This window comes from Rathayibacter rubneri, assembly GCF_023743255.1.
Classification (GTDB): Bacteria; Actinomycetota; Actinomycetes; order Actinomycetales; family Microbacteriaceae; genus Rathayibacter; species Rathayibacter rubneri.
In genome coordinates this window covers 1-5,075 of record NZ_JAMRYM010000155.1, presented here as the reverse complement: position 1 = coordinate 5,075, position 5,075 = coordinate 1, and the positions used below count along the sequence as shown (strand labels likewise).

Sequence of the window (5,075 nt, the reverse complement as noted above, 5' to 3'; positions counted from 1 at the left end):
GGGGCGGGATACCGTGAGGCATGCCGTTCACGCCGAGCCACGCCGTCGTGGCTCTGGCCTTCTCGAACGGCCGCATCCCCGCGAGCGCCGTCGCCGCCGGAGCGGTGATGCCCGACATCGGCCTCTACCTGCCGTGGGCGGCGGCGCGTCAGGCGACGCACTCCCTCGCGGGCATCGTCACGGTCGACCTGGCGCTCGGCGCCCTCGGGCTCCTGCTCTGGGCGCTGCTGCTCGAGCCCGCCTGGCGCGATCTCGCTCCGTGGATCGTGCGGGTGCGGCTGCGCCCACGACGGGCGCGGCCGCGGGGCGCGCGAGCCTGGATCACGGTGTCGCTCCTCGCCGCGGCGGGCATCGTCATCGGCGCGGCCACCCACGTGCTGTGGGACGGATTCACGCACCTCGGCGGTCCGTTCGTGGCCGCCGTGCCCGAGCTGCAGCGGTCCTTCGGCCCGTTCCCCGGCTACAAGTGGGCCCAGTACGCGAGCGGGGTGCTCGGGCTGCTGGGCCTGGGGATCGGCGCGGTCGTCTGGTACGTCACCCGGCGCCCGCACCCCGTGCCCTCGGACGGCCGCGGACCGGTGCGCGTCGCCGCGTGGACCGTCGTGCTCGTCGCGGCCGTCGTGCCGGCGGGCGTCGTGCTGGCCGGCACGGGCCTGGACCCGTTCGAGCCGGACTACCGCCCCTACGTGGTCGACGCGGCGATCCTCGCGGTGCTCGGCACGAGCGCCGCCGTCCTCTCCATCGCCGTCCTCTGGCGCCTCGCGGTCGCGGCACCCCTCCCCGCGGCGGGCAGGGATCCGTCGTGAGGAGGATGCGCAGGTCCATAGCCCGCCGATAGCGTCGATCACGGCCCGTTGGGGCGGGCCGCCTTCGGGGGAAGGCACAAGGGGAAATCGGGGGCTCGCGGCTACAGGCCGCGGGCCCTCTACCCGTTCCACGGGCGTTCCGCGCGGTTCCGCCGCGGCGTCCCCGTCCGGGTGCGCGGCCGTTCCGCGCCGCTCGACGGGTGCTCCGAGCGGTTCCGCAGCGGAGTGCCCGGCCGTTCCGCACCGGTCACGCGGGCTGTTCCCGGCCGTCGCGCGGCGGATCCCGCAGGGCATCGGCCGGGAGCGGGGTCCGACGGCCGGAGGCCGCTCCCCGTCCCTCCCGGCCGACGCCCTGCGCGGGTCAGCGGCGCTTGCCGCCCTTCTTGGTGCGCACGGAGGCGGCCGAGCGGGACGCGCTGCGCGGCGCCCCCTCGCCCGCGGCGCCCTTGGGTAGCACCGAGGCCGGCGGGATCGGCCGGCGGGTCACCGGGCGCACGGGCTCGCCGCGGCGCGCCTGGCCCGGGATCGGCCGCGAGCGGCGGCCGTAGATCAGCTCGGAGGAGTCGAGGAGCCAGGGCACCAGCGCCACGGTGACGCCGTGCACCAGCAGGAGCTTCTGGCGGATCCGGCGCGACTTGTGGTTGTGGAGGAACGACTCCCACCAGTGGCCGACGATGTACTGCGGCATGTAGACGGTGGTGATCTCGGAGCCGTGCTCCAGGCGGTGCGCCTTGATGTACTTGATCAGCGGGTACGAGATGTCGCGGTAGGGCGACGCCACGCAGCGCAGCGGCACCTGGATGTCCATCCGCTCCCAGTCGGCCTTGAGCTGCGCGGTCTGGGCGTCGTCGATGGAGGAGTGGACGGCCTCGAGGGTCTCGTGGCGGGCGGCGATCGCGTAGTCCAGCGCTTTCAGGGTCGGCTTGTTCATCCGGCCGACGAGGACGATCGCGTGGTCGCCGTTGGCGCCGAAGGTCGTGGTCGGGTCGACCTCGATCTCCTTCTCGACGTCGCGGTAGTAGCGGTACACGCCCGCCATCAGGAACCCGAGGATCGGCATCACCAGGTAGACGAGCCAGGCGCCGTGGGTGAACTTGGTGATCGTGACGATGACGAGGACGACGAAGGTCAGCGTCGCTCCGAACAGGTTGATGCCCAGGCTCGTGTAGACGGTGCGCGAGCCCTCGCCGGCGCGGATCAGCCGGATCCAGTGCTTCACCATGCCGGTCTGCCCGAGGGTGAACGAGACGAAGACGCCGATGATGTACAGCTGCACCAGGCTCGTCAGCGAGGCCTGGTAGACGAGCAGGATCACCGCTGCGACGAAGGCGAGGATGATCACGCCGTTGGAGTAGATGAGGCGGTCGCCGCGGGTGTTGAGCGACTTCGGGGCGAAGCCGTCGCGGGCGAGCACGGAGCCCAGCAGCGGGAACCCGTTGAACGCGGTGTTCGCCGCGAGCAGCAGGACGGCGGCGGTCGCCGCCTGGATGACGAAGAAGAGGATCGAGCCGTTGCCGAAGGTCGCGGCCGCCACCTGCGCGATGACCGAGCGCTGCGGAGTGGTCTCGCAGCCCGCGAAGCCGACGAGGTGGCAGGCGTCCTCGGCGTAGTGCACGTCCGAGACCAGGGCCAGAGCGGTGAGTCCGACGAAGAGGACGATCGCGATCGACCCCATCGCCACGAGCGTGCGCTGCGCGTTCTTCACCTTCGGCGCCCGGAACGCGGGCACGCCGTTCGAGATCGCCTCGACACCCGTGAGTGCGGCGCATCCGCTCGCGAAGGAGCGCAGCAGGAGGAGGACGACCGCGGCCTGGGTGAGCTCCTCGGCCCGCACGCTGTACCCCGCCGACTCCGCGACGGGGGCGTCGCCCAGCAGGGTGCGGACGAGTCCGACGACGACCATCACGAAGACGCTGGCGACGAAGAGGTAGGTCGGGATCGCGAACGCCCTGCTCGACTCCGAGACGCCGCGGAGGTTCACGGCGGCCAGCAGCACCACGAAGAGGATCGCGAGCTCGACCCGCAGGGGAGCGAGCTCGGGGACGGCGGAGATGATGTTGTCGACTCCGGAGGCGACCGACACGGCGACGGTGAGCACGTAGTCGACCAGGAGCGCGGAGGCGACCGTGAGGCCCGCCGTCTCGCCGAGGTTGGTGCGCGCGACCTCGTAGTCGCCGCCGCCCGAGGGGTACGCGCGGATCAGCTGGCGGTAGCTCAGCACGACGACCAGCAGCAGCACGACCACGCAGGCGGCGACCCAGGGCGCGAAGGTGAGGAACGAGAGTCCGCCCAGGAGCAGGATCATCAGCAGCTCCTGCGGCGCGTACGCGACGGAGGAGAGCGGGTCGCTCGCGAAGATGGGGAGCGCGAGGCGCTTCTTGAGCAGCTGGCCCTCGAGCTTGTCGCTCGGGAGGGGCTCCCCGATGAAGAAGTGCTTCGCGGTGCGCAGTTCACCGGCGTCGGTGGGTGATTCCCCCGCGTCGGACCCGGGGCCCTGTTTTGTCACGAGCGACGACACTACTCCGTGAGTGGGACCAGTCAAGACTCCGGAAACCGCAGCCGTGAGCGCGCTGATCCCGGGCTGTGACCGGGGGTTTCTCGACAGTCGTCGATCAGCGGTCACGATCCGGCCCCTGCAGCCTGAGGCCCTCCTCAGATAAGGGGCTTCTGCGCGAAATTACCCCCGTACTGGGTACGCGTGCGATGCTGTGCAAAACCGAGAACTCTGTTGGAGTCATGGGTGGGCCGCTCCGATGAGGGAGTGGGCGAGCCACGGGCCCGCCGCAGCCCGACGCGGCCTCCCCAGCCGCCGCCTCCCGGCCCCGCGGCCGCGGTGGACGCACGCGCCCCGCGATCTCGCACCTCTCTCACGACCCGTCGGCCCCGCCGCCGACAGAATCGACGGATCTCCTTGACCTCCCCCTCCTCCGCCACGGCGTCCGCGCCGCCGGCCGGGTCCCTCCTCCGCCGCCTCGGAGCCCTCGCCACGGCGCTCGCCGTGGTCGCCGGGCTCGCCGTCGCCGGTTCCGCTCCCGCGCAGGCCGCCGGCACCGCCGGTCGCTACGTGGTCACCGTGGACTCGACCGCTGTCTCGCAGCAGGTCGTCCGCGCGCTCGGCGTCGCCGACTACGTGACGTACCAGGGAGGCACCGCGGGATTCACCGCGACGCTCACCGCCCGCCAGCAGGCCGCGCTCGTCGCCGACTCCCGCGTCGTCTCGGTCGCCCCGGCCGACGTCGTGGTCGAGGGCCAGGCCCAGGTCATCCCGTCGCACGTGCTCACCGCGGAGGCCGACAAGGCCCCGGTGCTCGCCGGTGACGGAGTCACGAACTACAACGGTCCCGCCGTCGCGGTGATCGACTCCGGTGTGAACCCCAACGCCGACTACAACCTCAAGGATCAGATCAACTGCTTCGGCTCGGGCGACGCGTCCGACAAGAACGGGCACGGCACCGCGGTCTCCGGCTACATGGCCGCCTACGACGACGGACTCGGCACGGTGGGCGTCGCCCCCGGCGCTCCGATCTACTCGGTCCGCGTCCTGGACGAGAACAACAAGGGCACGACCGAGGGCATCGTCTGCGGTCTCGACTGGGTGTCGAAGAACGCCGCCGCGAACAACATCAAGGTCGTCAACATGTCGCTCGCCGCCGTCGGCGCCGACGACAGCAACTGCGGCCGCACGAACAACGACGTCATGCACCAGATGGTCTGCGAGCTCGTGGGCAAGGGCATCACCGTCGTCAGCTCGGCGGGCAACGCCTCCACCCCGAAGAACCTCGCCGGCGCCGTCCCCGCCGCCTACGACGAGGTCCTGACCGCCACGAACATCGCGAACTACGACGGCAAGCCCGGCTCCCTCGCCGCCGTGCCGTGCGCGAACGTGACGACCAAGGACGACTCGGTCGCCATCAACAGCAACTTCGCCGTCTCGGCCGCCGACCAGGCGCACACCATCGCCGCCCCCGGCATGTGCCCGTACACCACCAAGCTCGGTGGCGGATACGCCTACGTCCAGTCCGGCACCAGCATGTCGGCCGCGGCCGTCAGCGGCGTCGTCCTCGACTGCCTGAGCGCCGGCGGATCGTGCGTCGGCAAGACCCCGGCGCAGGTCCGCGCCCAGGTCATCGCCCAGGCCAAGGCGGGCGCCGAGCGCGGCCGCACCTTCGCCGGCGACCCGACCCGCCCCACCACGGGCAAGTACTTCGGCTACGCGATCAGCACCCTGCCGACGACCGCCGCCCCGGAGCCGACCCCGACGCCCACCGC

General features: G+C 71.9%; 3 protein-coding genes. 2 read left to right on the top strand and 1 reads right to left on the bottom strand.

Annotated elements, in window-relative coordinates:
* Window positions 1–20 precede the first annotated feature (20 nt).
* Entirely contained in the window at window positions 21–806 is a 786-nt protein-coding gene (locus tag NB037_RS18610) for a DUF4184 family protein (protein ID WP_251948428.1), read from the top strand.
* A 361-nt stretch (window positions 807–1,167) separates the two neighbouring features.
* Here NB037_RS18610 and NB037_RS18605 read toward each other — a convergent pair whose 3' ends face one another.
* Window positions 1,168–3,255 carry an APC family permease gene (locus tag NB037_RS18605; RefSeq protein WP_251948430.1) on the bottom strand — a complete coding sequence of 696 codons (2,088 nt, stop codon included), beginning with the start codon at window positions 3,253–3,255 and terminating at the stop codon, window positions 1,168–1,170.
* A 462-nt stretch (window positions 3,256–3,717) separates the two neighbouring features.
* Here NB037_RS18605 and NB037_RS18600 point away from each other — a divergent pair.
* The coding region (locus tag NB037_RS18600) for a S8 family serine peptidase (protein ID WP_251948426.1) at window positions 3,718–5,075 on the top strand (1,358 nt) is incomplete at its 3' end.